The following is a 22,058-nucleotide window of genomic DNA, read 5'->3' as shown; positions in this document are numbered from 1 at the left end:
TCACGAGTTCTTCTGCGTTTTCGCACGCCCCTGCGTCTGTGCCACCGACGCGCTGTCCGCATCGTCGTCGCCGTTCATCGGCACGGCGTGAGCACGCACCGTCTCGCCCGGACGTACACGCTGCGTACCGTTGACGACGATCCGGTCACCGTTCTGCAGGCCTGATTTGACGACGCGCAAATTGCCCTGCATCGCGCCGATCTGCACCTCGCGGTAAACCACCTGATCGCTCTTGTCGACCACGAACACAAACTTCTTGTCCTGATCGGTGCCGACCGCGGCATCGTCGATCAGCAGCGCCGGATGCGGCGCGCTGCCGCTTACCTTGATACGGGCATAGAGACCCGGAATCAGCGTGCCGTCCTGATTGTCGAAGCGCGCACGCACGCGAATCGTGCCGGACGAGGTATCGAGCTGGTTGTCGACCGAATCGATCACACCGGTGCGCGAATAACCCGACTCATCGGCGAGCCCGAGTTGGACCGGCACCTTGGTGCCGTCCTTCTCGCGGCCGATGTATTGCAGATAGGTCTGCTCATCCGCATCGAACGAGGCATAGATCGGCGACACCGACACCAGCGTCGTCAGCGCCGGCGAGCCTGCACCAGCAGAGACCACGTTGCCCACGGTGATTTCAGCGCGCGAAACGCGACCCGCCACTGGCGCGACAACCTTCGTGTAGCCAAGGTTGATCTGCGCGGTTTCGAGCGCTGCCTGCGCGGCCTTGACGTTCGCACTCGCGCCGCGCGCGGCGTTCTGCTTCTCGTCGTAGTCGCGCTTGGCGATGGCGTTATCGCCGATCAGGCGTTGCGCACGCTCCCAGTCGCTTTGCGTATAGCCCGCTTGCGCTTGCGCTGCGGCCAGTTGCGCGGCAGCGCGGTCCACTTCAGCCTGGTACGGACGCGGATCGATCACGAACAGCGTGTCGCCCTTCTTCACGAGCGCGCCGTCCTTGAAATTCACCGACACGATCGTGCCCGAGACCTGCGGACGCACCGCGACCTTCTCGACCGCTTCGAGGCGCCCCGAATAGGTTTGCCAGTCGGTGATGGTCTTCTGGATCACCGCCGCCACGTCCACTTCCGGCACGATGGTCGGCGCGGCCTGGGCGGGCGCACTCGCGTCGACGCGAATCGCGCCGAACGTGCCGAGCCCGGCAATCACGACAACAGTCAGAACGGCTAGCGACAGACGATGGCGCTTAGTAGAGAAAATAGACATGAACAGCTCCCGAGTTTTGTTAGTTAGTTGGATTGGAAATGGGTTTACCGGTGGGCGCGCGCATCGAAACGCCACTGAAAGAAGCGCACCGCCTCCTGCAACGCGGCGGGATGGTCAGCCAGCGCGGCATGCGAAACGCTCGGATAGCGCACCACCTGGGTCAGCACACCTGCCCCTATCAGGTTGCCGGCATATTTCTCCGCTTCGACGTGCAGCACGTCGTTTTGCGCGGTGGCAATCAGCGTGGCGGGCAAACCCGCCAGACGCGACGATTCGAGCGGTGCGGCATACGGATGCATGCGTTGCGAAGCTTGCGGCAGATACGCGCGATAGCAGGCAGCGCACTCCTTTGCGGTGATATCGGAGCCGAGCCGCTGTTCGTCGCCAAGGCGCGTCAGGCTTGGGTCCAGCATTGGCCCGAACAGCGCCTGAGCGCCGATGCGGACGTCGCCGCGGTCACGCGCGATGAACGCGAGACAATTGGCAAGCTGGCCGCCCGCGTCGTGTCCCGCTACACCAATATGCTTGGTATTGCCGCCGAACGCCCGTGCGCGCGTTTGCACCCACAGCGCCGCGCGGTGCGCATCTTCGGGCGCCGCGGGAAACGGAAACTGCGGCGCGAGCGAATAACCGACCGAGACGACGAGCGACGGTAAATGCTCTGCAAAATAGCGCGCGGCGAAGTCGGCCTCGTCGAGCGAGCCGCGCACAAAGCCACCGCCGTGAAAATAAAGCAGTACTGGCAGTGCACTTTTGCCAGCCGGACGATACAGACGCAATGTGATGTCCTGCGCGTGCCCCTCGATCGTCACGTCGGTCACGTCGAGTGCCGCGCGTGCCGACGATACATCCGCCGCCTGCGCAACGTCAGACGGCATAAAGGAGGAGTACGGCGGTTTGATTGCATTCATGTCGAACAGCGCAAAAGCCTCATAACTGGAATGGTGGGAATTGTGCGTTCGGCAGACTCCTAAATAAATGCCTATAATCCGGCAACACAATTCGGCACGCCCAAACAATCGAATTCGCGTCCCGGTCAATCCGGACTAATACCTGCCCATTCGATTGGCATTGCGCGCCGCCAGCCCCTTTTGGAGGTTAGCCATGGACCGTCTCCAGGCCATGCAGGTGTTCACTCGTGTCGTAGACACGAACAGCTTCACGCGTGCTGCGGAAACGCTCGATCTGCCGCGCGCCTCGGTCACCACCATCATCCAGAACCTCGAATCGTTCCTCGGCACGCGGCTCATGCATCGCACGACGCGCCGCCTGTCGCTCACGCCGGACGGCGCCGCGTACTACGAACGCTGCGTGCGCATTCTCGCGGACGTCGAGGAGACCGAAGCCAGTTTCCAGAGCGGCAACAAGAAGCCGCATGGCAAGCTGCGCATCGACATGCCAGGTGCGATTGGCCGGTTGCTCGTGATCCCTTCTCTGTGTGAATTCCACACTCGCTACCCGGATATCGACCTGCAGCTCGGCTTGACTGACCGCCCGGTCGATCTGCTGCAAGAAGGTGTCGATTGCGTGGTACGGGTCGGCGCGCTGCAGGATTCGTCGCTGGTGGCGCGCCGGATTGGCATCTTCGAAGGGGTGACGTGCGCGGCGCCGGAATATCTGCAGAAATACGGCATGCCGCACACGCTCGAAGACCTCGAGTCGCACAGTGCCGTAAATTATTTTTCGAGCCGCACGGGGCGCGTGATTGACTGGTCCTTCAAGGTGGACGGCAAGGAAATCGAGGTGAAAATGAAGGGCACGGTGTCGGTCAATGACGCGGACGCCTATGTCACCTGCGGTCTCGAGGGCTTCGGCCTGATCCAGCCGGCCCTCTTCATGGTGCTGCCGCACCTGCAGTCGGGCCAACTGGTGGAGGTGCTGCCCGAGCTCAAACCCTTGCCCATGCCGATTTCGGCGGTCTATCCTCACAGCCGCCATCTGTCGCCGAAGGTACGTGTGTTCGTCGACTGGATTGCGGAGTTATTCGACCGCTGCCCGTTGCTGAGCGGCCGCTGCAGTCTCGACACGCCTTGCTCGAAGCGCACCTTCGAGCAGCGTGAATCCGCGCCGGTACTCGATACGCCGGTGATCACGGAGTGGGTTGCCTGATCCGCCCCGCAATTTGAAAAACGTCAGAAGAAAGGCAATCGCGGCCCCTGTGCCGCGATTGTTCTGAATCCACGACAATTCATTTCGCTCAACGACGATTTATCCGCGGATCGACGAAGCCTACATTTCACCCTGTCGCAGCGCTTGCCTGGTGCTGCAAACGAATCGACAGGAGTGGATCATGAAACGCAGTCTCTTCGCAGCAGTTGTTCTCTCTCTCGCCGTTAGCGCGCCAGCCTTCGCAGAGGGTGGCGGCGGAATCGGGCATGCCGGCACCTACGGCTATGGTCCGACGTCGGTGGGCCCGAGCCAGGTTACGCGTGCGGACGTCAAGGCGGAAATCGCCACGGCCTATCACAACGGCACGCTGCCTTCGCTGAACAAGCCCACCTATCCGAACCTGAGTCTCCAAGGTCAGCGGCAAGCCGCACGTTTTGCAGCCGAAGGCCAAAACGGCGAAGGCACGACGAGCCTTGCGCGCGGTGAATAATTAAAGATCGCAGGAGCACATCATGAGCCCATCAGAACTCGACCACTGGAATAGCGATACCCCTGTGTGGATTCCGTTCCGTCCGTCGCAGCAGTAACTAGCTGACACGTGCAGCTGGCGCGCGCCGCGATCGCAGATCGTCGAGCGCGCGCTTTGCGCATCTTATTGCTGTGGCACGCCCTCACGCCACTGGCTCCAGTGGGTCACAATCTGCTGCACCAGCGGATTGCCGGCGAGAAACAGGTTGCTGATCGCAATCGTGAAGCCGCCTTGCGCCGCGTAGTTCAGCAGGTTGTCGGCGCTCGTCTGGCCCGCATACGGCCGGTCGAAATCCGATCCGGCGCGCAGCACGGCCACGCGGTTCAGGTCCACACGATGCACGCTGGCTGCGCGCGTGAGCGCTTCATAGGTCGCGTTGTCTTCCTGCTGCGTCGTGCAATACACGCCTTTGCCATCGGTCAGAATCTTTGTCCAATCACGCGCGCGCTCGCCGAGCAGTGTGCCGGACCACCACGTGTCGCCCGCGAGCGTATCGCACTGGATAACTGTCGGCGGCAAGTCGGCCGGCGCGTAGCCGTAGCGGGCACGGGCAGCTTGCGCCTGCGCGTTATCCGTGAGCGTGACGTTGCGCGAGAGCGCAAACGCAGCGTCGGCGAGTTGCGGATTGAGCTGGAACACTTCCGTACGATAGTCGAGCGGCGGCTTCTGCGTGGGGTTCTGCGTATTGATGCCGAGATACCCCGTGTTCCAGTTAGGGGGAATTTCGCGGCCGTCGATTTCCCACTGGATGCCGAAGTCCACCAGATACTTCGCCCACGCTGCCGACCCCACCGTGCCGCGCATCGGATCGATGCCGGCAATACCCGCCACCATGAAATACGTGTGCCGCAGATCGAAGCGTTGCGAGAACGTCAGCGCCATGATCGACGCGGCGGCGTTCGCATGCCCCATGCCGGTGGTCATCACACACACGTCCTGCTTGTTGCAGTTAACCGCGGGATAATCGGGCGACAGGCCATCAACCGGAATCGTCTGCCAGGGGCCGAGATGATCGAGCCAGACCTGCCCTTCGGGGCCGAACATCGAAATGATCATCACCTTGACCGGGCGTCCGTGTGAAGCGTCGGCACTCTGCGCCGTGGCATCGTCATCGGCCCGCGCCGGGGCTGTCGAGACAGCCGCGCACGCCGCAAAGGTCAATGCGGCGCTTGCCGCAAGAATACGAGTCAGCATCGGTGTCCGTCCTTTTTCTGTTATGCGGATTGGGAGGGCTTTACTGCCCGCGGGGCGGATCCGGCTAAAGCTCAGGTAGATCGAGTCCGCCCCTCGGCCCGTGAAGTCTGCGCCAATATCGAATATGCTTCAACACGGTATGCGCATTGGCTGATCAATGCCATTGCATCACCCCCGATTATCGAGGTCGCGTTTATTTGCGCGATCTGCAATCTGCAATCTGGATCACTCACAGGAGCACGACCATGGACTATGTGAAACTGGGCCGCACTGGCCTCGATGTCTCCCGACTTTGCCTCGGCTGCATGAGCTACGGCGCGTCCGATCGCGGCAACCATGCGTGGACGCTCAGCGAAACCGACTCGCGTCCGTTCATCAAGCAGGCGCTCGATCACGGTATCAACTTCTTCGATACGGCTAACGTCTACTCCGACGGCACCAGTGAAGAGATTGTCGGCCGTGCCTTGAAAGACATGGCCAAGCGCGACGAGATCGTGCTTGCGACCAAGGTCCACGGCCGCATGCACGCCGGTCCCAATGGCATGGGCCTGTCGCGCAAGGCCATCATGGCGGAAATCGACGCGAGCCTGAAGCGTCTCGGCACCGACTACGTCGACCTGTATCAGATCCACCGCTGGGACTACGCCACGCCGATCGAAGAAACCATGGAAGCGTTGCACGATGTCGTGAAGGCCGGCAAGGCGCGTTACATCGGCGCATCGTCAATGTATGCGTGGCAGTTTTCGAAGGCGCTGCATGTGGCCGAGCAGCACGGTTGGACCCGCTTTGTGACGATGCAGAATTACGTGAACCTGCTGTATCGCGAAGAAGAACGCGAGATGCTGCCGCTGTGCGAAAGCGAAGGAATTGGCGTGATTCCATGGAGCCCGCTCGCACGTGGCCGGCTCACGCGCGACTGGAACACCAGCAGCGCACGCTCGGAGACCGACGAATTCGGCCGCTCGCTGTATGCGCAGACCGAAGACGCGGACCGACGCATCGTCGAACGGGTCGGTGAAATTGCGGCCAGCCGTGGCGTGCCGCGCGCTCAGGTCGCACTGGCGTGGGTGCTGCAAAAGAGCGTGATTAGCGCGCCGATTGTTGGCGCAACCAAAGCGCAGCATCTGGACGATGCCGTTGCGGCGCTCTCGCTCAAGCTAAGCGCGGATGAAGTGAAGCAGCTCGAGGAGCTGTATGTGCCGCACGCGGTGACGGGATTCAAATAAACGCTGCCCCGCGCATAACGGGCCGTGTCAATTCATCAACGTGGGGCATGGGATCGTCACTGAACTCGTGGCGATCCACCCCGTTGCTCCCGCGGCACTTCGGGTTCGAAGAATACCCAGCGTACCTGCGGGAAGGTTGCCTGCAAGTCGGCTTCCACTACGTTGATGGCGTCGACCATCGCGCGGCCGCTGTGATACTCGATCATCTCCGCCTGCACCGCGACCACCACATCGCGGCCCCACTGGAGCGTGATCATATTGATGATGCTGCGGATTTCGACACGCGCCAGCAGATGCGCTTCAATGGCGCGCCGCACTTCCGGGCCGGCCGATTCGCCGACGATCATCGACTTCACCTCACGCGCCACCAGCCACGCAATCACCATCAGCAGCAGGCCGACGCCAATCGAACCGAGCGCGTCGAACGCCGGATTGCCGGTGATCATCGTCAGCAGCACCGCAACGAAGGCTATGGCGAGGCCGAACAATGCCGCAATGTCCTCGCCCGCGACCACCAGCAGATCCGATTCGCGCGTTTCGCGAAACCAGCGCCACATGGACTTGTCCGGATGCGTCTTGCGAATCTCCTTGACCGCGCCGGCGAGCGACAACGATTCGAGCACCACGGAGATACCCAGCACGATCAACGCCACGTACGCATGCGATAACGGCTCGCGCTCAAACAGGCGGTGCACGCCCTCATACACGGAAAACGCTCCGCCGACGAAGAACAGCAGCAACGCCACCAGCAGCGAATAGAAATTGATCTCGCGACCCGCGCCCATCGGATGCAGCGGGCTCGGCGGCCTGCGCGCCTCACGCAAACCGAATAGCAGCAGAAGCTGGTTGCCGCAGTCCGCAGTCGAGTGAATCGCCTCGGCGAACATCGAGCCGGACTGCGAGAAGATCGCAGCGGCAAACTTGCACACTGCAATCCCAAGGTTGGCGGCGAGCGCGTAAAAAATGGCCTTTGGCGATTCCTCTTTCATCTCCGTCATTTACGCGACCTCGACACGCGGCGCGCCGTCGCGCATTTCGCCGATCACCGTCGCGCTATCGAAGCCGTCGGCGCGGAAAATCGCCAGCACGTCGTCGACGGTATCGGGCGCACAGGCCACCAGCAGGCCACCCGAGGTTTGCGGATCGGTCAGCAACGCTTGAGCAATCTCTGGCAGCCCAGCGCGCAAACCAATGCTCTCGCCGTATGAAGCCCAGTTGCGCCCCGACGCCCCGGTGATTACGCCTGCCGCCGCGAACGCTTCGACACCGGCGAGCCAGGGCAGATCGGCGTAGCGCAAATGGGCGCTCAAGCCCGCGCCGCGCGCCAGCTCCAGCGTGTGCCCGAGCAGGCCGAAGCCCGTGACGTCGGTCAGCGCATGCACGCCCGGCAAGGCGGCGAGGTCCGTACCCGGACGATTGAGCTTGGTGGTATTGGCGATCATCGCGGCATAGCCCGCGTCGTCGAGCTGGTTCTTCTTTAGCGCCGCGGACAACACGCCCACGCCCAGCGGCTTGCCGAGCACCAGCACATCGCCGGCCCGAGCCGACGCGTTGCGTTTGATACGCTGCGGATGAACCACGCCCAGCGCAGCGAGACCGTAAATCGGCTCGACGGAATCGATGGAATGACCGCCCGCTACCGGAATGCCTGCCTGCGTGCACACATCTTCGCCACCGCGCAGTATGGCCGCGATCACATCGTGCGGCAAAACGTTGATCGGCATGCCGACCAGCGCCAGCGCGAGAATCGGCTTGCCGCCCATTGCATAGACGTCGGACAGCGCATTGGTCGCGGCAATGCGGCCGAAGTCGTACGGATCGTCGACGATCGGCATGAAAAAGTCCGTGGTGGCGATAATGGCCTGCTCGTCGTTCAGGCGGTAGACGGCTGCATCGTCGGCGGTTTCCGTGCCGACCAGCAGGTCGGGAAAGGCCGGCAGCGGCACGCTGCGCTTGAGCAGGTCGGCGAGGACGCCGGGCGCAATCTTGCAGTCACAGCCGCCGCCGTGCGAGAGACTCGTGAGGCGCGGCACAGCTGGATTCGAAGCAACGTGATCGGTCATGGCAGGTCGGGGCGCTGTTATCAGGTGTGTGTTGAAGATGGAAGGCAATAGTTAGCATTATGGGCAATCCTTGGCCCATCCGTCCAACTGGCACCAGGATGGCCCGTCACGACCGTCCCGGTGTCGTCCTTGCCCCGCCTACCTCAAGCGCGTTCCAGCAGCGCCATTTCCCGCACGATCACCAGCAGCACAGAGAGGCTCGAACCGCCCGACGCACGCAGATCGGCCAGCAGACGCGCATAGCGTTCGAGCGGCGCCGCCCGCTGTTCGCGCCATGTTTCGACCAGTTCGTCCGGCGTCGACGCTTCGCCGGCTCCCATCAGCGCGCTCGTCGTCAAGGCGCGTTTGAGACGAGCCAGTTCGGCAAGCGCGGCAGCGCGAGCCAATGTGTCCCAATGCGTTGGCGTTGGCAGCGCATTCGCGCGCTCGCTAATCCAGCCGTAGTTGAGCAGCGTACCGAGCGCAAAGTACACCCCCGCCACCCGTTCGAGATCCTTGCCGCATTTGGCCGCCACTTCGGCAATATCGAGCACCGCTGCGGATATTTCGCCGCTCGCCACGCGCACGGCCAGTTCGCTGTCCACGCCTGCATCCACGAGGACCCGCTGGCGTTCCGACAGCGCCTCCAGGTCCGCGGCGGGCAACAGCGCCGGCCATTGCGACGCAAGCCGCTGCGCCGCATCGCGGCAGCGCGTCAGCAGATCCGTCACGTCGCTGACGGCGCCGGATTGCAGTTGCCGCAAGAACCACAGCGCCGCACGCTCGACAAGCCGCGCCACCTCGACGAACATGCGTGCCTGCACATCGTCGGCAACCCGGTTATCGAGCGCATCGATGCTCTGCCACACGTCGTCGAGATCGAACACGTCGCGCGCCATGATGCAGGCCCGCACAATCTCGCCCGGCTGGGCATCGGTCTCTTCCATCAGCCGGTGCACGAATTCGCAGCCAACCCGGTTGACGAGCGCGTTGGTCAGATACGTAGCGAGGATTTCGCGCCGCAGCGGGTGACGATGCATCGGTTCGCTGAAACGATGCCGCAACGGCTTCGGAAAATAGTCGATCAGCATGCTGCTCACCAACGGATCTTCCGGCATGTCGGATTCGAGCAGCGCGTCGTATAACCACATCTTGCTGTAGGCCAGCAGGACCGCTCGCTCCGGCGAGGTCAGCCCTTGCTTCGCAGCCTGCCGCTCTGCAATTTCTTCGTCGGTCGGCAGGAATTCGATCACGCGGTTCAGACGCCCTGCCCGTTCGAGCCAGCGCATGAAGCGGGTCTCCGCATCGAACAGTTCGACGCTGTAGCGCCCTGCAATCGAAAGCGCCTGAGTCTGATAGTAGTTATCCTGCAGCACCAACAGACCGACTTCGTTGGTCATATCGGCGAGCAACGCATTGCGTTGCTTCTCGGTCATCTCGCCGTCCTTCACCACGAGGCCGAGCAGAATCTTGATGTTGACTTCGTGGTCCGAACAATCGACCCCGGCTGAGTTGTCGATCGCATCGGTATTGATGCGGCCTCCGCGTAACGCGAACTCGATGCGTCCCAGATGCGTGAGACCAAGATTGCCGCCCTCCGCCACCACCTTGCAGCGCAGATCCGCACCGTTCACGCGCAGCGCGTCGTTGGTGCGGTCGCCAACCTGCGCATTCGTCTCGCGGCTCGCCTTGACATACGTCCCGACGCCGCCGTTATAGAGCAGATCCACGGGCGCCTGCAGGATCGCGCGAATCAGTTCGTTCGGCGCGAGCGCAGCGGCATTGATGCCGAGCACAGCTTGCATCGCGGTCGACACGGGGATGGTCTTCGCCGTCCGCGGAAACACCCCGCCACCGGCAGAGATCAAGGCAGGGTCGTAGTCGGCCCAACTGGAGCGCTCGAGGATAAAGATGCGCCCACGCTCCGCCAGACTGACTGCGGGATCGGGTTGCGGATCGAGAAAGATATGCCGGTGGTCGAACGCGGCCACCAGCTTGATATGCGGCGACAGCAGCATGCCATTGCCGAACACGTCGCCCGACATGTCGCCGATGCCGACCACGGTGAAATCCGTAGTCTGGGTGTCGACGCCCATTTCACGAAAATGCCGCTTCACTGACTCCCACGCGCCGCGCGCAGTGATGGCCATTTTCTTGTGGTCGTAGCCAACTGAGCCGCCTGATGCAAACGCGTCATCGAGCCAGAAGCCGTATTCCTGCGAAATGGCGTTAGCGTAGTCCGAGAACGTCGCCGTGCCCTTATCCGCCGCCACCACCAGATAGGGGTCGTCGGGATCGTGCCGCACGACATCGGGCGGCGGCACGATCTCATTGCCGGCCAGGTTGTCGGTCAGATCGAGCAAGCCGCGCAGGAAGGTCTGATAGCAGGCGACGCCCTCGCGCAGCCACGTTTCGCGGTCGCCGGGCGGCGGTGGATTCTTCACCACGAAGCCACCCTTCGAACCGACCGGCACGATCACGACGTTTTTCACCATCTGCGCTTTCATCAGGCCGAGCACTTCCGTGCGGAAGTCCTCGCGCCGGTCCGACCAGCGCAGGCCCCCGCGCGCCACCCGCCCGCCGCGCAGATGCACACCTTCGACGCGCGGCGAGTACACCCAGATCTCGAACATCGGCTTGGGCTCAGGCAAACCGGGCACGCGCGCCGGGTTGAACTTGAACGAGAGGTACGGTTTCGGGCGCCCGTCCTGGTCCAGCCGGTAGTAGTTGGTGCGCTCGGTCGCCTTGATGACGCCAAGGAACTGCCGCAGGATGCGGTCCTCGTCGAGATTCGGCACCTGGTCGAGCGCGGTATCGATCCATTTCAGCAATAGCTCCACGTGCGCTTCACGACGGTCGCCCAGCGCCGGGTTAAAGCGCGCCACAAATAGTTCGACGAGCTTGCGGGCAATCGTGGAATTGCCCGTCAATGCGCGCTCAATGTAAGCATCGCTAAACGTGGAACCGACTTGCCGCAGATACTTCGCATAGGCCCGCAGTATCGTCACCTCGCGCGCCGCAAGCTGCGCACGCAGCACGAGACGGTTGAAGTCGTCACTTTCGATCTCGCCGGTCCAGACTTGCTCGAACGCGTCTTCGAAGAGGTTCTTTACACGCTCGATGTCGAATTCGCTGTCGTCCGCGAGTTCGAGGCCGAAGTCGTGGACCCATGCGGGGGTCGCGTCAAGCGCTTCGATCAGATACGGCCGCTCTTCGTCGACGCGCACGCCGAGATGCTCGAGCATCGGCAAGCTGCGCGACAAGGCGATTGGTTGCCCTGCGCGATACACCTTGAAGCGAAATGCGCGCGGGCCGGATTCGATGGGTCGGTACAGGTTCATCGCAATCCGCTCGCTGCCCTGCAAGCGCTCGATCAACTCGATGTCGCGCACAGCCGTGCGAGCCGGATAATCGTCACGGTAGCCGGCGGGAAACGAATCGGCGTAGTGCTGCAGCAGCCGGTTGCCCTGCTCTTCGCCGAACGCATCGAGCAACGCGTCGGCCAGATCGTCCTGCCAGCGGCGCGTCACTTGCACGAGCCGCGCTTCGAGTTCGCGAGTATCCACGTCCGGCATGGCGCCCGGTTCGGCGTGGACAACGAAGTGAATCCGCGCGAGTGTCGACTCCGATAGCAAGGGCGTAAACTCGACGCTCGCGCCGTTGAATGCTTCGGTCAGCAGATTGGCGATGCGCCGCCGCAAGTCTGTGTTGTATTTGTCGCGCGGCACGAACACCAGACACGAAACGAAACGGTCGAAACGGTCGCGCCGCACGAACAGGCGCGTGCGCTGATGCTCCTGGAGACGCAGCACGCCGAGTGCGATGTCGTAGAGCTGGTCCTCTTCGGCCTGAAACAGTTCGTCGCGCGGATAGGTTTCGAGCACCGTCACCAGCGATTTCGCCAGATGCCCCCTCGGCAGAAAGCCGGCACGCCGTACGATATTCGCGCACTTGCGGCGCACGATCGGAATCTCCGCCGCCGATACAAAATACGCGGTCGACGTATAAAGGCCGATAAAACGCCGCTCGCCAATGGTCTTGCCATCCGCGCCAGTCAGTTTGATCCCTACGTAGTCCAGATAGCCGGGGCGATGTACGGTGGCCCGCGAATTCGCTTTGGTCAGGAAAATTGGCGAGGCGCCGGTAATGATCTGCGCGGCAGCAGCCGGCAACGGCGTGACATCAGCCGCGCCTACGGGCCGCAACGCGTCCCGCAGAATGCCAAGACCCGATTCCGGCAGCGCGCGCAAACCGAAGCCGACGTCATGCGACACCAGCTCGTAGTCGCGCTGGCCGAGGAAGGTGAAGTGGTCGTCCACCATCCATTCGAGGAAGGCGCGCGCCTCAGCGCCTTCGACGCCGGTTTCGCGTCCCTTCATATCCTTGATCGTGGCACGCGCAATCTCGACGATCTTCGGCCAGTCTTCCACCGAGGCGCGCACGTCGCCCAACACTCTGGCGATATCGTCACGCAGCGCATCGAGCTTGGCGGCGTCGCCGCAGCGGTCGACTTCGAAGTGAATAAATGAGGCCAGTTGCGATTGCTTGTCGCCCGCGTCTTCCGCACCCTGCCCGACGCGCACGATACTGCCGTCCGCGCCGCGCCAGATGCGAAACACCGGATGCACCACCGAATGCAGCGCGAGCCCCAGCCGGTTGACCGCCATCGAGACTGAATCCACCAGAAACGGCATATCGTCGTTGACGATCTCGATCACCGTGTGATCGGAATGCCAGCCGTGCTGCTCGAGGATGGGGTTATAGACGCGCAGCCGTTCGCTGCCGGGAACGAAGCGCTGCGCCGTTTGCCAATGCGCCAGCGCGGCGCCATACAGGTCGGCGATCGCGCGGCTTTGCAGATCGTCGGCGTCGACGAAATCGTAATAGTGGCGCAGGAAAGGTTCGACGATGGTGAATGCTGGCTCCGGCAATCGTCCACGAGCGAATTCGACGACGTCGTTCAGCAGGTGCGCAACGGATTCTTCGTTCTTCGCTTGCATGATCTCCTCCACAACGGGCGGCAATCGACTGCATCGTTAGAAGAGAATTATGCGCCTGATAGCTGAAAGTCAATGTGCGTCCGCACATTGACTTTCAGCGGAGGTCAGCCGAGGAACACGTATTCGGCGATATAGGGGCTGCGGCCTTCCTGTCCTTCCTGGGTGCAGGGACCGACGGGCGCGGCGCCGCCGTGCGTGTCGAGCCGTTGCACGTAGCGCACCGTGGAGAGCAAACCGGGGCCAGCGCCGTTGGTCGCCCGCAGCAGCAGAAGCGGGATGCTGTCGGGTTGATCGCTGCTCGGCGCCTGCTGCAGGACCTGGCCGGTAATCTTGCTGCCGTCCGCCGCCGCCCAGGTGGGACCTGCGCTGTGCGTGACGATCAGTTCACCCGACGCGTCGTACAGTTCGGCGCTCGGCGCCTTGAAAGCCCACGACAGCTTGTTGTTCGCGTCGCGCTTGCAGATGTAGATCTGCGTGCCGCTCGCCTTGAGTGCGGCAACGACGTGAGTCGCTTCGCCTGGAGTGAGTGAGGCGGGGACGGCGCTTTGCGCAAGCGCGCTGCCGGTCCAGGCGGCGCTGCAGGCGAGCGCGAGCGATACGCAGGTGAAAACACGCGCCAGCGAGCGGCGCGAGCCAAAACGTGAATACATGCAGTGATCTCCTTACGGGTATTGATAGAAGCGCGCCGTTTCAAACATGCATTTATAAAACACCCAGTTTCAAAACATATTCCCAGTCGCGTCCGCTATCTCGGGCAACCATGCGCCAACCGCCTCGCTCGTCCACACCGGATCGTCATGCGGCAAGTCATGACCGGCCCAAGGATGCTGAAGATGCGCCGCGCCCCACGCCGCCGCCAGCCCTGCCGAACATACCGGGTTTACCAGCCGGTCGGCCGCCGACGACAGAATCAAGGTACCGCAACGCGGCACCGTCGTGCCTGCGTCAAAACGCGCCGCCGCCCATAACTGACGCAGCGCATTGGCCCGGCTCACCGGTGCGCTCTCGCGAATCGCAACCCACGCCGCGAGATCGTCTGCGAGCCCTGCCGGATTATTGCAGGTCAAGCGGTGAATGCCGGCCTCAGCTTCGGGCGCGCTACGCCAGTCGAGCGCCACCCCCAGCAGTCCAGGCCATGCCTGCGGGCGCAGGCGCTGCATCATGCTGCTGAACGGCCGCATACTCGTATTGATCAGCACGAGCCGTTCAATCTCGTCGGGATAGTGTTGCGCCCAGTCGGTCGCCACCATCCCGCCCAGCGACATCGCCAAGACCCGGTACGGGCCCGGCACGCTGCTTTGCGATACCGCCATCCGCACGAAGTCGACCATCGCGGCCACCTGAGCCGGCGCGTGCTGGTCGACGAGCGCGCCATTGCCCGGCAAGTCGAGCTGAAGCAGGCTGTCGGTCCTCACGGCGTCGCGCAGAATAGCCGGAAACCGGCCCCAGTGACGCGTCTCACGCGTCAGTCCGCGCAACAGGATCCAGGTACTCATACACTGGCCGTCCGGTACCAATGTTCAATCGCATGATGCAGCAGTTGCTGGCGGCGGCTTCCCTGCGGCAGCCAGCGCTGCGACGCAAACGCAGCGCGGGTGAGGAAATCCAGCAGGTTGGCATGGCGCCGCAACACGCGCGCCGTGCGATGCGCTTTCACAGGATTGAACATGCCCTGCCGCGAAAATAACTGGCGCGGATTCTTTTTGATCCATAGCCATGAACCGAGTTCGAGCGTCATCGGCAAGAACACGTTTTCAGACGGCGCCCGGTCGTACGCGCAGTCCCATAGATCGCCGTGCAGCAGATATTGATGACTCTGCGGCTCGAACGCATAACCGTGATGCGGATGGGCACGCTCAAACATGGTCTTGAGCATGAACATTTCAGGCAGATGCGGCATCAGCTTGCGAGTACGCGCATACGGAAACCAGATACTGTCGCTCCAACCGTAACCCGAGTGGCAATCGAGCGCGAAGCTGAGCGGCCGCGAGGCCAGTTCAGTTTCGACCAGCTTCAGGAGCGCGGCGGCCTCGACCTCCATGGGTGCGCCGCGCCGTCCGCGATACCACGGCAACCAGGCGCCGACGCGCTGCCCGCCCGCCAGCAGCGGCACGCGTTCATCGGCATCCTGCGGCGCGTTACGCATCAGATCGACGCCGTTCGGATTGGCCCGCGTCGCCGCCCACATGCCGCCCGGATTGCAGATGGGCATAAAGATCAGACGAATCGACTGTAACTGGCGCACCAACAGTTCGTCCCATTCGAGCCGCGACAGGAGCGAGCGCATGTAGTCGAGAACGAGTTGCGTGCCGATGCGCTCGAGTCCATGAATGCCGCCAAAGAAACCAATGGCCGGCGCCAGCGGATCGCTCGAACCGATGCTCGCGGTCAGCACCGGAAACGTCCTGCCGTGCAGCCGCGCCTCGCACACGGTGCGAATGTCGAAGTTGGCACTCCCGGCATCGAGGATCGTCTTGAGATCCTCGTACTCCGCAAAGCTGTCGGGTAGAAAGCTGAGAGCCTGCATGGCGACGCCGAATGGGATGGGCAAGGTTATTGGGGACGGCACATGCTGCTTTCAGCAATATAGCCTGTCGCGGCACATATTAGATGACGGAGCGCGCACGCTGCAGTTTGTGTCACACGGCTGACATATCGCGGCCCGTACAAGGCTTTGCGTTCCGGCACGCATTCTCTGGAAAGATATAGTCGTCTAGACGTTGAGATAGGTTCACTCAACCGTCACAGAGCCTTCCTAGAATGTCCCACACTTTCCGGCACTTGCCGGATGCAACAACGGGGCAAGCATGGAAGCAATCCGTATCGAACGATTGAGCAAGACGTTCACCAACGGCCGCAAGGCACTCGACGAAATCGATCTGCGCGTCGCGCCCGGCGAGATGGTGGCGCTGATTGGCGCCTCGGGCTCGGGGAAATCGACCTTGCTGCGGCACATCGCGGGCTTTACCGTGTCCGACCCGCAGCCGTCGCAGATCGCAATTCTGGGCCGGCCCATCCAGCAGAATGGCCGGCTCGTGCGCGAAGTGCGGCGGATTCGCCGCGATATCGGCTTTGTGTTCCAGCAGTTCAATCTGGTCAACCGCCTCTCTGTGGAGGCGAACGTATTGATTGGCGCGCTCGCGCGGTTGCCGTTCTGGCGGCGCATCACCGGGCGTTTTCCGCGCAGCGAACGCGCGCTCTCGCTCGCGGCGCTTGGCGAAGTCGGGATCGCCGAACACGCGCACGAACGTGCGGCCACGCTCTCCGGCGGACAGCAGCAACGCGCGGCTCTCGCGCGTGCGCTGGTGCAGCGCGCCCGCATCGTGCTTGCCGATGAACCGATTGCCTCGCTCGACCCGGAATCGTCGCGACGCGTGATGGACATGCTGCGCAACCTGAATCGCGACCATGGCCTGACCGTGCTGGTATCTCTGCACCAGGTCGACATCGCCATGCAGTACTGCCCGCGCACCGTCGCCCTGCGCCGCGGCAAGATCGTCTACGACGGACCGTCCGCTGCGCTCACACCCTCACTCCTGCAGCAGCTCTACGGCGACGACGCGCGTGAACTGCTCGAAGTAACCGATAGCGACGTTGCGCAACCCCACGCCAATGCGGCGGACGCGGATGCGCCCAAACCGCAGCGTTACGCATTTGCACTCGATCCTGCGCACTCTGCGTGAAACACAGCGTTGCACTTTATTTACTGTCAGCCCCTCTTCAGTCCACTGGATCTAACCTGATGAAATTCCTGCGCTCACTGATCGCCGGCGCGGCCGCGTTTGCTTGCGTCGCCGCCCATGCCGAAGATTTCAACCTCGGCATCATCTCGACCGATTCGTCTGCGGTCCTCGCGCAGCACTGGCAACCGCTGGTCGACGACATGAGCAAGCAAACCGGCTTGCATGTCAAAGCCTTCTTCGCCACGGATTACTCCGGCATCATCGAAGGCATGCGCTTTAATAAGGTGCAGGTCGGCTACTTTGGCAACGCTTCGGCGATAGAAGCCGTGGACCGCGCCAACGGCGAAGTGTTTGCCAAGATCACCTACGCGAATGGCGACGCCGGCTACCGGTCCGTGTTGATCACCAACGTCAATAGCCGCTTTAAGACGCTTGACGATGTATTCAAGAATACGAAGGATGTGACGCTCGGCTTCGGCGATCCGAATTCGACCTCGGGCACCCTGATTCCGGCCTACTACCTGTTTGCCAAACACAATGCGCCGGTCAACACGTCGTTCAAAGCCGTGTTGCCGTCCAGCCACGAGGCGAACCTGCTGGCCGTGGTGAACAACAAGATCGATATTGCGACCTGCAATACCGACATGCTCGACACGATGAAGCGGGACCATCCGGACAAGTTCGCCCAGGTACGCGTGCTGTGGACCTCGGATCTGATCGCATCGGATCCGCTGGTATGGCGCAAGGATTTGCCGCAGGCAACCAAGGACAAAGTGCGCGCGTTCTTCGTCAACTACGGCAAGACCGATCCGCACGAAAAGGCCGTGATGGCGGGGATTACCGGCTATAGCGGTTTCGTGGCTTCGTCCGATGCGCAGTTGCTGCCGATCCGCCAGATCACGCTGTTTGCGCAAAAGCAGAAGATCCAGGCCGATACGCACCTGTCGGACGATGATCGCAAGACCCAGCTCGCCGCGCTCGATGCGAAGCTGAGCGCGCTGAACACGGCTAGCTCGAAGCAATGAGCGCCGCCGACCTGAGCAGCACCCGCGCCACGCCGCCCGTCGGCGCGCCGGCGGGTGCCGAAGTAGGCAAGCGAAGCTGGATGTCGCTGCTTGGCTGGATCGTCGTGATTGCCGTGCTGGGCGTCGGCTGGCACGGCGCCGATATGCGGCCGCTCGATCTGTGGTCGGACGCCGGCAACATGGGCCAGTTCGCCAAGGACTTCTTCCCGCCGGATTTCACCGAGTGGCGCACCTATGCGCACGAAATGTATGTGACGTTATCGGTGGCGGTGTGGGGCACCGTGCTGTCGCTGGTGTGCGCGGTGCCGTGCGGGCTGATGTGTGCGCGCAATATGGCGCCGCAGTGGGTGGTGCAGCCCGTGCGTCGCCTGATGGACGCCTGCCGCGCGATCAACGAAATGGTCTTCGCGATGCTGTTCATCGTCGCGGTCGGGCTCGGCCCGTTCGCCGGCGTGCTCGCGTTGTGGGTGCACACCACCGGCGTGCTGGCCAAGCTGTTCGCGGAAGCCGTCGAAGCGATCGACCCGCGTCCGGCCGAAGGCGTGCGTGCCACCGGCGCGACGAGTCTCGACGAGATCGTCTACGCGGTGCTGCCGCAAGTGCTGCCGTTGTGGATCTCGTACGCGCTGTACCGATTCGAATCGAACGTGCGCTCGGCGATGGTGGTGGGGATGGTCGGCGCAGGCGGGATCGGCGTAGTGCTGTATGAGGCGATTCGTTCGTTCGACTATGCGTCCACGGCGGCGGTGCTGATCATGGTGATTGTAGTGGTCACGGCCATCGACCTGGCCTCTGCATGGCTGCGGGAAAAAGTGATCTGATCTGAGGGCGCTTCATCAGGCGAACTGCAGCAATGTGGCATCGATCGCGTCCGCAAGCGTATTGAACGCGGGCGCGATCTCTTCATCCGGCACGCAGGCATAGCCGATTAGCAGTCCCGACGGCGCACGCTGAGGCTGCGCGTAATACCCCGACAACGCCCGCACCACAATATTGCGCTCCAGCGCCGCAGCGGCGACCGCGCGATCGTCGGCGCCTTCGGGCAATTGCATCACCAGGTGCAGGCCAGCATCACCACCGACCGCCGGTAACGCATCGCCATAGCGGCGCGCGGCGGCATCGAGCACGGTCTGGCGGCGCTGCCCATAGAGCGTGCGCATCTTGCGAATGTGCGACGCGAAATGCCCTTCGGCGATGAATTCCGCGAGCACGGCCTGCTGCAGCAGTTGTCCCTCGCGATACAACTCGGCGCTGGCCGTAGCGAAACTCTCGGCGAGTGCCTCAGGCACTACGATGTAGCCGATCCGTAAGCCGGGAAACAGCGTCTTGCCGAAACTGCCCACATAGATCACCTGCCCCGCCGTATCCAGCCCCTGCAGCGACGCCAACGGACGGCTGCCATAGCGAAACTCGCTGTCGTAGTCGTCTTCGATGATCCAGCATTGATGCTGGCGCGCGTATTCGAGCAACATGCGGCGGCGCGCGAGGCTCATTACCATGCCGAGCGGGTACTGATGCGAGGGTGTCACCAGCATCAGCTTGGGCGGCTGGGCGAGATCTTCGGCGGATGGATTGATTCCTTCGGCATCGACGGCAATCGGACGCGATTGCAGCCCCGACACATGCAGCACGCTACGCACGCCCCAATAACAGGGGTCCTCGGTCCAGATCACGTCACCGGGATCGGACAAGAGACGCACAGCCAGATCGACCGACTGATGAATGCCGGTGGTGATGATGATCTGCTCGGGCGTGCAGCGCACCGAGCGCGAAGTGCGCAGATAGTCGGCCAGCGCGTGCCGCAGCAGCGCTAGACCGCCGCCCGGGGCATAGGTCAGCAAATCGGGGCGCAAGCGGCGCCAGTACTTGGTATGCAAGCGGCTCCAGACCCGCGCCGGAAACTTCGAGACATCCGGCACACCCGGCATGAACGCGCCCCACTGACGCTTCGACACCCCCGCCCCGGCGATCAGCCGTGCGCCGCGAGTGGACAGCGCACGCCGCACCGACAGAGGCTGCGGCGCGGCAGCCGCGGGCGCAGCGGCGTCGGGCGCGCCGACGATTTCGTCCGGGGCGCTATCCGCCACGAAGGTGCCGCGACCGGTGGTGGAAGTGACGTAGCCCTCGAGCGCGAGTTGCTCATAGACCTGAGTCACGGTGTTGCGCGCGATCCCGAGTTCATTGGCGAGCAGGCGCGAAGACGGCACCTTGGTGCCGGCGGGCAGCTCACGCGACAGGATGGCCTGCTGCAGCAAGCGATGGAGCTGGCGGTAGATCGGCTGACCGTTGCCGCGGTCGAGGCGCTGGGCCAGCCAGTCTGACAAAACGCTTGCACGCATAATTGGCTCCTACATTTTTATTTAAATGGCTCTGAACGTCGGAGCCAAATCTAATTATAGTCGCTGCATGAGCCGCGCCGAGTGGACGGCTTCGGCCAAACCGGGAGTGAAGGAGATGACTGTGAAGAATGCTGATCTGAAGAGCCGCAAGGATGCCGCCACGCCACGGGGCGTTGGAGTGATGTGCGATTTTTACGCGGCACGTGCTGAGAACGCCGAGTTGTGGGACGTCGAAGGCCGGCGCTTCATCGACTTTGCGGCGGGGATTGCAGTGTGCAACACGGGCCACCGCCACCCGAAGATCGTCGAGGCGATCCGCGCGCAGCTCGACCAGTTCACGCACACCGCGTATCAGATCGTGCCGTACGAGTCGTACGTCTCGCTGGCGGAGAAGATCAACGAGCGTGCGCCGGGCGACCATCCGAAGAAGACGGCCTTCTTCACGACGGGTGCGGAGGCAGTTGAAAACGCCATCAAGATCGCCCGCGCGGCGACGGGCCGACCGGGCGTGATCGCATTCACGGGCGGCTTCCACGGCCGTACGATGATGGGCATGGCACTGACGGGCAAGGTGGCACCGTACAAGATTGGTTTTGGACCGTTCCCGGCGGACGTATTCCATGCTCCGTTCCCGAATCCGCTGCACGGCGTGACGACCGCGGATTCGTTGAAGGCGATTGAGTTTCTGTTCAAGGCCGACATTGATCCGAAGCGCGTTGCAGCGATCATCTTTGAACCGGTCCAAGGTGAAGGCGGCTTCTACCCGGCACCGGCCGAGTTTGTCCGGGCGCTGCGCAAACTGTGCAACGAGCATGGCATTTTGCTGATTGCCGACGAAGTGCAAACGGGATTTGCGCGCACGGGCAAGTTGTTTGCGATGCATCACTACGACGTGGTGCCGGATTTGATGACGATCGCCAAGAGCCTGGCGGGTGGCATGCCGCTGTCGGGCGTGGTGGGGCGTGCTGAGATTATGGATGCGGCGGCGCCGGGCGGTTTGGGTGGGACGTATGCGGGGAACCCTCTTGCTGTCGCTTCTGCACATGCTGTGCTTGACATCATTGATGAGGAGAAGCTCTGCGAGCGGGCTGTTTTGCTTGGCGATCGTCTTAAGGCCAAGCTTGTTGCGTTGCAGGGTGAGGTTGCGCAGATTGCTGATGTGCGTGGGCCGGGGGCCATGGTGGCGGTTGAGTTTTGCAAGGCTGGTACGCATGAGCCGGATGCTGAATTTACCAAGCGGGTTCAGGCGCGTGCGCTTGAGCGCGGGTTGTTGTTGCTCGTGTGTGGGGTTTATTCCAACGTTGTGCGGTTTTTGTTTCCGCTCACTATTCAAGAGAATGTCTTCGACGAGGCTGTTGCCATTCTTGAAGATGTGTTGAAGGAAACTGTCAGTGTGACGGCTTAGTTTTTTTTGCCCTGCTGGCGGCTCTTTTTGCGGTTTGCTTGGCGCTGCCAGTTTGGGTTTTGGTTCTTTTTTGGTTTTGCCTGTGCGGCGCTTTTGGTTGTTTTCCCAGGGCGTTGGCCTTTCCTTGATTTCTTAGTGGTCTATTAGCTTCGCCCCTGTGCGGGGCGGCACCTACTTTCTTTGCCGCCGCCCCTCCATGTCAGGCTAGTTGTCGCGTCACCCGAACCGATTAGTGTAAAGATGGAGGGCGGGCAGCGAATGGAAGATGAGACGCTATTCAGCAGA

Annotated in this window: 17 protein-coding genes; 7 read left to right on the top strand and 10 right to left on the bottom strand. The window is 62.5% G+C overall.

The window, feature by feature from the left end; all coding sequences use genetic code 11:
• Entirely contained in the window at window positions 1–1,221 is a 1,221-nt protein-coding gene (locus tag P3T40_RS17755; protein ID WP_429269035.1) for an efflux RND transporter periplasmic adaptor subunit, read from the bottom strand.
• Window positions 1,222–1,265: 44 nt separating this feature from the next.
• Window positions 1,266–2,132 carry an alpha/beta hydrolase gene (locus P3T40_RS17750; RefSeq protein WP_429269034.1) on the bottom strand — a complete coding sequence of 289 codons (867 nt, stop codon included), beginning with the start codon at window positions 2,130–2,132 and terminating at the stop codon, window positions 1,266–1,268.
• A 193-nt stretch (window positions 2,133–2,325) separates the two neighbouring features.
• On the opposite strand from P3T40_RS17750, the gene P3T40_RS17745 reads away from it, so the two are divergent.
• Window positions 2,326–3,330, top strand: coding sequence for a LysR family transcriptional regulator (locus P3T40_RS17745; RefSeq protein ID WP_429269033.1), 1,005 nt, complete (start codon window positions 2,326–2,328; stop codon window positions 3,328–3,330).
• 181 nt (window positions 3,331–3,511) lie between these two features.
• Window positions 3,512–3,820: a DUF4148 domain-containing protein gene (locus P3T40_RS17740; RefSeq protein WP_429269032.1), complete on the top strand. Its 309-nt coding sequence runs from the start codon at window positions 3,512–3,514 to the stop codon at window positions 3,818–3,820.
• Window positions 3,821–3,982: 162 nt separating this feature from the next.
• Here P3T40_RS17740 and P3T40_RS17735 read toward each other — a convergent pair whose 3' ends face one another.
• A complete protein-coding gene (locus P3T40_RS17735; protein WP_429269031.1) occupies window positions 3,983–5,053 on the bottom strand; it encodes a purine-nucleoside phosphorylase in 1,071 nt (356 codons plus the stop codon).
• A 245-nt stretch (window positions 5,054–5,298) separates the two neighbouring features.
• Here P3T40_RS17735 and P3T40_RS17730 point away from each other — a divergent pair, with 245 nt between their 5' ends.
• A complete protein-coding gene (locus tag P3T40_RS17730) occupies window positions 5,299–6,279 on the top strand; it encodes an aldo/keto reductase (protein ID WP_429269030.1) in 981 nt (326 codons plus the stop codon).
• A 56-nt stretch (window positions 6,280–6,335) separates the two neighbouring features.
• On the opposite strand, the gene P3T40_RS17725 is transcribed toward P3T40_RS17730, so the two are convergent.
• The 6 genes from P3T40_RS17725 to P3T40_RS17700 all read right to left on the bottom strand — a co-directional run bounded on the left by P3T40_RS17725 (window position 6,336) and on the right by P3T40_RS17700 (window position 15,848).
• Entirely contained in the window at window positions 6,336–7,268 is a 933-nt protein-coding gene (locus P3T40_RS17725; RefSeq protein WP_429269232.1) for a cation diffusion facilitator family transporter, read from the bottom strand.
• 9 nt (window positions 7,269–7,277) lie between these two features.
• Window positions 7,278–8,342, bottom strand: a complete 1,065-nt coding sequence (gene selD / locus P3T40_RS17720) for a selenide, water dikinase SelD (RefSeq protein ID WP_429269029.1) — start codon at window positions 8,340–8,342, stop codon at window positions 7,278–7,280.
• 143 nt (window positions 8,343–8,485) lie between these two features.
• Complete coding sequence (locus tag P3T40_RS17715) at window positions 8,486–13,321, bottom strand: NAD-glutamate dehydrogenase (RefSeq protein ID WP_429269028.1); 4,836 nt, start codon at window positions 13,319–13,321, stop codon at window positions 8,486–8,488.
• 104 nt (window positions 13,322–13,425) lie between these two features.
• A complete protein-coding gene (locus tag P3T40_RS17710) occupies window positions 13,426–13,971 on the bottom strand; it encodes a DUF3455 domain-containing protein (RefSeq protein WP_429269027.1) in 546 nt (181 codons plus the stop codon).
• Window positions 13,972–14,040: 69 nt separating this feature from the next.
• Complete coding sequence (locus P3T40_RS17705; protein WP_429269026.1) at window positions 14,041–14,817, bottom strand: alpha/beta fold hydrolase; 777 nt, start codon at window positions 14,815–14,817, stop codon at window positions 14,041–14,043.
• On the bottom strand, window positions 14,814–15,848 hold the full coding sequence (locus P3T40_RS17700; RefSeq protein ID WP_429269025.1) for a M14 family zinc carboxypeptidase: 1,035 nt from the start codon (window positions 15,846–15,848) through the stop codon (window positions 14,814–14,816). The genes P3T40_RS17705 and P3T40_RS17700 overlap by 4 nt, the downstream gene beginning before the upstream one ends.
• A 280-nt stretch (window positions 15,849–16,128) precedes the next feature.
• On the opposite strand from P3T40_RS17700, the gene phnC reads away from it, so the two are divergent.
• The 3 genes from phnC to phnE all read left to right on the top strand — a co-directional run bounded on the left by phnC (window position 16,129) and on the right by phnE (window position 18,850).
• Window positions 16,129–17,004: a phosphonate ABC transporter ATP-binding protein gene (phnC, locus tag P3T40_RS17695; RefSeq protein WP_429269024.1), complete on the top strand. Its 876-nt coding sequence runs from the start codon at window positions 16,129–16,131 to the stop codon at window positions 17,002–17,004.
• 59 nt (window positions 17,005–17,063) lie between these two features.
• Window positions 17,064–18,029: a phosphonate ABC transporter substrate-binding protein gene (phnD, locus tag P3T40_RS17690; RefSeq protein WP_429269023.1), complete on the top strand. Its 966-nt coding sequence runs from the start codon at window positions 17,064–17,066 to the stop codon at window positions 18,027–18,029.
• Between the two features lie 80 nt (window positions 18,030–18,109).
• Window positions 18,110–18,850 (top strand): phosphonate ABC transporter, permease protein PhnE, encoded by a 741-nt coding sequence (phnE, locus tag P3T40_RS17685; RefSeq protein WP_429269231.1) that lies wholly within the window; start codon window positions 18,110–18,112, stop codon window positions 18,848–18,850.
• A 15-nt stretch (window positions 18,851–18,865) separates the two neighbouring features.
• On the opposite strand, the gene P3T40_RS17680 is transcribed toward phnE, so the two are convergent.
• Window positions 18,866–20,368: a PLP-dependent aminotransferase family protein gene (locus P3T40_RS17680; RefSeq protein WP_429269022.1), complete on the bottom strand. Its 1,503-nt coding sequence runs from the start codon at window positions 20,366–20,368 to the stop codon at window positions 18,866–18,868.
• Between the two features lie 115 nt (window positions 20,369–20,483).
• On the opposite strand from P3T40_RS17680, the gene P3T40_RS17675 reads away from it, so the two are divergent.
• The gene (locus P3T40_RS17675) at window positions 20,484–21,773 is read left to right on the top strand and encodes a 4-aminobutyrate--2-oxoglutarate transaminase (RefSeq protein ID WP_429269230.1); all 1,290 of its coding nucleotides are present in this window, start codon (window positions 20,484–20,486) and stop codon (window positions 21,771–21,773) included.
• Window positions 21,774–22,058 lie beyond the last annotated feature (285 nt).

It is taken from the genome of Paraburkholderia sp. EB58, from assembly GCF_050436665.1.
Lineage (GTDB): Bacteria > Pseudomonadota > Gammaproteobacteria > Burkholderiales > Burkholderiaceae > Paraburkholderia.
The sequence above is the reverse complement of the archived record's forward strand: the minus strand, read 5'-3'. Positions and strand labels throughout refer to the sequence as shown.

Bases quoted from the DNA above. Each gene is read 5' to 3' on its own strand.
- selD (WP_429269029.1), bottom strand. From the start codon at position 8,342: ATGACCGATCACGTTGCTTCGAATCCAGCTGTGCCGCGCCTCACGAGT.
- phnE (WP_429269231.1), top strand. From the start codon at position 18,110: ATGTCGCTGCTTGGCTGGATCGTCGTGATTGCCGTGCTGGGCGTCGGC.
- P3T40_RS17710 (WP_429269027.1), bottom strand. From the start codon at position 13,971: ATGTATTCACGTTTTGGCTCGCGCCGCTCGCTGGCGCGTGTTTTCACC.
- P3T40_RS17755 (WP_429269035.1), bottom strand. From the start codon at position 1,221: ATGTCTATTTTCTCTACTAAGCGCCATCGTCTGTCGCTAGCCGTTCTG.
- P3T40_RS17700 (WP_429269025.1), bottom strand. From the start codon at position 15,848: ATGCAGGCTCTCAGCTTTCTACCCGACAGCTTTGCGGAGTACGAGGAT.
- P3T40_RS17745 (WP_429269033.1), top strand. From the start codon at position 2,326: ATGGACCGTCTCCAGGCCATGCAGGTGTTCACTCGTGTCGTAGACACG.
- P3T40_RS17705 (WP_429269026.1), bottom strand. From the start codon at position 14,817: ATGAGTACCTGGATCCTGTTGCGCGGACTGACGCGTGAGACGCGTCAC.
- P3T40_RS17680 (WP_429269022.1), bottom strand. From the start codon at position 20,368: ATGCGTGCAAGCGTTTTGTCAGACTGGCTGGCCCAGCGCCTCGACCGC.
- P3T40_RS17750 (WP_429269034.1), bottom strand. From the start codon at position 2,132: ATGAATGCAATCAAACCGCCGTACTCCTCCTTTATGCCGTCTGACGTT.
- phnC (WP_429269024.1), top strand. From the start codon at position 16,129: ATGGAAGCAATCCGTATCGAACGATTGAGCAAGACGTTCACCAACGGC.
- P3T40_RS17675 (WP_429269230.1), top strand. From the start codon at position 20,484: ATGACTGTGAAGAATGCTGATCTGAAGAGCCGCAAGGATGCCGCCACG.
- P3T40_RS17725 (WP_429269232.1), bottom strand. From the start codon at position 7,268: ATGAAAGAGGAATCGCCAAAGGCCATTTTTTACGCGCTCGCCGCCAAC.
- phnD (WP_429269023.1), top strand. From the start codon at position 17,064: ATGAAATTCCTGCGCTCACTGATCGCCGGCGCGGCCGCGTTTGCTTGC.
- P3T40_RS17735 (WP_429269031.1), bottom strand. From the start codon at position 5,053: ATGCTGACTCGTATTCTTGCGGCAAGCGCCGCATTGACCTTTGCGGCG.
- P3T40_RS17730 (WP_429269030.1), top strand. From the start codon at position 5,299: ATGGACTATGTGAAACTGGGCCGCACTGGCCTCGATGTCTCCCGACTT.
- P3T40_RS17740 (WP_429269032.1), top strand. From the start codon at position 3,512: ATGAAACGCAGTCTCTTCGCAGCAGTTGTTCTCTCTCTCGCCGTTAGC.
- P3T40_RS17715 (WP_429269028.1), bottom strand. From the start codon at position 13,321: ATGCAAGCGAAGAACGAAGAATCCGTTGCGCACCTGCTGAACGACGTC.